A 4,285-nucleotide genomic window follows, 5' to 3' on the forward strand; every position below is an offset into this window, starting at 1 on the left:
CTCAACGAAGACTTAACTCGAATCGCATTGGCCGTAAAAAGCATTTTTTCTGGTGTTTGGCAGGGATGAAGAAGAGCGTTTCGGTAGGATAGTAAGGAGTAGGCGGACACGGTGATTTGTAAGGCAACTATTCAAAATAAGTTGAACATTCAGATACAGTTTTATAGATTTGTATTTCTCAGGAATTCTAGCTTCAGTAGGAGTTCGGACAGCCATACGACTAATCTGTTCAACTTATTTTGAATAGCTTCCTAAGCATTGCTACGGATGTAGCATGAGCTTAAGCAAAGTCAATCTTTTGAATTTTCTCAATAACAGTTTCTAGATTGATTTTTGTTTCAGCAAGTAGCTCAAAAGAAGGTTGAATCGCAGTCTGCTGTAAGTTGTCTGAAAATTCATTCAGTTTTTGCAAATTTCTGCTCGGCTCAGAGAAATAATCTGAAGCAATTTCTGCTGCTTCATTCACAACTTTGAGATACTCATGATGAGGTTCAGAGTACGTTCTATTATAAAGAATAAGATTTTTGTAAAAGCTTTCTCTACTTACAGACCACATTTTTAGTGGTTCGATTATTAGGAAATTCTTCCAGAATTCTTGAATTGACTGGCTATCAAAATCTGTTGTAGCTTGAAACTTCTCTATCTCATCGTTAATGATTTTTGAATACTCTTGGCGAAACCTTCCAAGTAATTCACTTTCTTTCGCCCCTATACGAATAGGAAATCTGTCTGAAGCTTTTGCGGTAATAGCTCGCTCCAATAAGGCTACTGGCAAGATTAATAACTACACCAAAAACAGATTGTGAGAAGATATTGCCTGACAAGTTTTGTTGCCACCCAAAAAGCCAAAGAAAATAGCCAATTAAACTGAAGGCGAAAAATGATGAGACGATTATTATAAATCTGTTTCTTCTCTCAATCCTTAGTTTACTAACTTCGCTGCTCCAACTATTAGAAGTATCAGCGACAAGGCTTTTTATCTTCCCATTGGTTGTTTGTTCCAATTCATTGACATAAGACTGAGTTTGCTCAGTTAGTTCGTCCTTAATAACGTTAACTTGAGAGTCCTGCCATTCTTCTAACTCTCCACTAATTGCAGATACCCTATCAGAAGACATAGCTTTGATGTTTCGTTGAAGTTCTTCAGCACGTACTTGTAATTCAACAAAGTTTTTGAAAGTTTCAATGAAGGCTTGAGAAGTTTCAGGAAAAACGTGCTCTTGAGCTTCCTGTTTAATAGTCACTTTCTGGTCATCAGTCAACTCGGCAGATTCTAATTCGTCCATCTGGTGCATAAGTCCCAGTTTAGAAATAGCTTCTTTTGTTTTATACGCAAATACGCCAGTTGTGTATACTTTAACGGCATCAAAATAAGCATCAAAGTCTTGAGCTAAACCATCAACTGCTGAATTAAGAAGCGAGGTATAGTCTCTCAGAGGACGTTGCTCAGTCAATAATTGCTTGAAGTTTTTAATAGCAGATGCCAAGTTATGATGATATTTGATTACTCTGTCATCAATATTACGTCGAATTTCTAGAGCTTGACTTGAGAGAACTGGTGATGGAAAAAATTCCGTATTAACAAACAGTTTATGCTTTTGAACTCGTGGGAATTTTAGCTCTAGTTGTTCGAGACTAACTGTATTTTCTAACGAAGAGAGCTTCTCGGCTTTTCGCTTACTATCAGAAATTACCTCTTTTAATTGTGGTACTAGACTTCGCCAAATACCTTTGATGATCAATTCTGTTTGGCGCGTTGCCTCTTGTTTCAAAACATATTCCAAGAATTTGGCTCTTTCTGTGCTGTGACACGTTAGTTCTATCGAACTAGGCATTTCTAGCACGTCGGGTAAGTAGCTTTGCACATCTTGTTCTATTTCTCTAAGTGAAACAAGCTTGCTGCTCCAAGTCTCTGTGAGAGTATTGTTGGTTACTCGAATCTTTCCCTGAAATTGCTTGATGTTATCCTCTGCGGTTTTAATAATGCTTGAAAGAGTTTGCAACTTTTCAAGCAGGAAAGAACAGAAAAAAGATTTTAGTCCATCCGCGCTAGAGCGGAAATATAGAACTTTGTAGTCATGAATACTAATCTGCGACTCAATATTAGAGACATTAGCGAAATCGAGAAGAGTTTGTCGCAATACTTCTATATTGAATTGAGATTTGTTATCGATTAGTAGTACGCTTTGTGCATCTATATGAGAACTATTTTTGAATAATTGGTTTACTCTTTGGCATAACTCGCTCAAAAAGGAATTTGCTCTTCTCTTATCGAAGTTATTATGACTAAAGCTAGTGTCATGATCTAGCTTAAATTCATCTGCTCGTGTAACAACAATCTGCATTGGAACAAAAGCTAAATGGGAGTCCTTCTCACTTAATAGTGGTGTGTCTGCATCATCAAGCGGAACAGCAGCAGAAAGAAAGTAGACAATCAAATCACAAATTGGCAAGAAATTTTTCGCAACTTCTTTGGCGAGACCCGGATCACCAGCACCTGGCGTATCAGCTATAACTATGTCTCTTAGAAACTCTTTGTCTATAAAACTAGATCTGATCGTTACTAATCCTTCCCGTGTATTACCAAAAATTACATCTCGGTTCTCATTATGAGTGATGAGAGTGATTGCTTTATCAACAGGGTTTAATCCTACCTTTCTGGCTTCTTCTGATTCTTCAGTTAAACAAAGCAGCGAATTAATGGTGCTTGATTTTCCTGCCGAGAAGTGACCCATGAAACCTATGTATATTAAATTTTTCCCTCTCTCAGTATACTGAACCAAGCTACGCTTCAAGTGAGAAAGTAATTCCTGATTCTTAATTGTCTCAATATTAGAATCTAAATCTAGTGCTTCTTTGGAAATCGACTCCTGAAGATATTTTTCTAAGTCTTCAATTCCCTCTAGAATCTTCTTGCATTGAATATTGATGGACATGTTAGATTTGCAACTCGGCTTCCACTTATGGTACTACACAAATATTCTTTTGCAATACAAATGACCTACCCTTACAGATAAGAAACTGTTAGTATTATTTCGGAAAGTAAATATACGTTTTGATTCTGCAATATTGTCATGAATATCTCAAATTAGAGCTTTCGTTGCAAGGCTGCTCAGAAAGAGTTGAGGCACACTCTTGATCGTGGGAGATGTAATTTAAGTTAGCTTTAATCTTGCCCTTCTGTAGCAGTCCTAAGTGAAACGTGAGAGCCTACTTATGCAGAGCAAGGCTTTCGCTCTATCCAATTCTTACAACTCGAATAGAACTGCTATATCTATTAAGTTGGTCGAAAAAGTTTAGCTGAGAAGCTTGATTGAGAACATGAAGTAGATCGCTCAACCGTTGCAAAAATTTTCAATGTAAGCCTATCTGCTCCAACAGGATCTTCAGATAAGTAGAAGGGCAAAATTAAAACCAACCGAAGTTGCCGGATTTTGACTCCGCTCAACCCTCGTCTCATCAAAAGATTGAGCATTGAGCAGAACCGAAATGTGTCTTGTAAATCATCGTATCTGCCCACTTACAGCTAGATTGTATTCACAAAAATGTAGTTCATAACTTGAACAGAGTGATCTATAGCTTTTCTAGAACAGATTCTAGATATTGGATCATACGACTAATGATCTCTTCGGCTTGATTTTTAAGTCTACTGTTCATCATAATTTTTCCTCTGGTTCAATAGACTTTGCGATGTGCCTAGTTTGTGTCATCTTGCTGCATCAAAAAGCGAAGTCTGCAAAACCAGTAAAATTCTTCAGAAGTTGTCTGAAAAAAGTGTTCAAGTAATATTGAATAAAACGCTTGAATAAGATGCTAGTTAGCCAACGATCGCCAGGGTCTTTTCTTAAATCGCTCAGTTCCGGCTCGTTTTGCTAAATCGTCGGCGGCAATCTGGGCAGCTTTCATCACGTCTGCTTCGGATACAGTCGTCATTACTCGGTCTTGCATCACAATCTGACCGTCAATCATCACTAGTTCGGGTTCGTTGCCCAGGGCGGAGTAGACGAGGCTAGAGAGCGGCGAGTGAATGGGATTGGCGAAAAAACTGTCGAAGTTTAGCACGACCAGATCGGCTTTTTTACCAACTTCGATCGAGCCAATTTCAGCATCCAGTCCGATTGCTTTGGCACCGTCGATCGTCGCCATTTCTAACACTTTCTCGGCGGTGATGATGGTGGGGTCGCGGTGATAGCCTTTGTGAATCAATGCTCCAAACTTGAGGCTGTGAATGGCTTTGTTGCATGATTAGAAAAACGGTCAGATCCGCATTGGAATAGTCTTGGTA

At 38.5% G+C, this 4,285-nt stretch carries 3 protein-coding genes; all 3 read right to left on the bottom strand.

The window, feature by feature from the left end; all coding sequences use genetic code 11:
* Positions 1-280 precede the first annotated feature (280 nt).
* The 3 genes from ACKFKF_RS34380 to ACKFKF_RS34390 all read right to left on the bottom strand — a co-directional run bounded on the left by ACKFKF_RS34380 (position 281) and on the right by ACKFKF_RS34390 (position 4,230).
* The gene (locus ACKFKF_RS34380) at positions 281-760 is read right to left on the bottom strand and encodes a hypothetical protein (RefSeq protein ID WP_446871853.1); all 480 of its coding nucleotides are present in this window, start codon (positions 758-760) and stop codon (positions 281-283) included.
* A complete protein-coding gene (locus tag ACKFKF_RS34385) occupies positions 693-2,936 on the bottom strand; it encodes a hypothetical protein (protein ID WP_446871854.1) in 2,244 nt (747 codons plus the stop codon). The genes ACKFKF_RS34380 and ACKFKF_RS34385 overlap by 68 nt, the downstream gene beginning before the upstream one ends.
* Positions 2,937-3,813: 877 nt before the next feature.
* Entirely contained in the window at positions 3,814-4,230 is a 417-nt protein-coding gene (locus ACKFKF_RS34390) for an amidohydrolase family protein (RefSeq protein WP_446871855.1), read from the bottom strand.
* Positions 4,231-4,285 lie beyond the last annotated feature (55 nt).

It is taken from the genome of Phormidesmis sp. 146-12 (assembly GCF_052939495.1).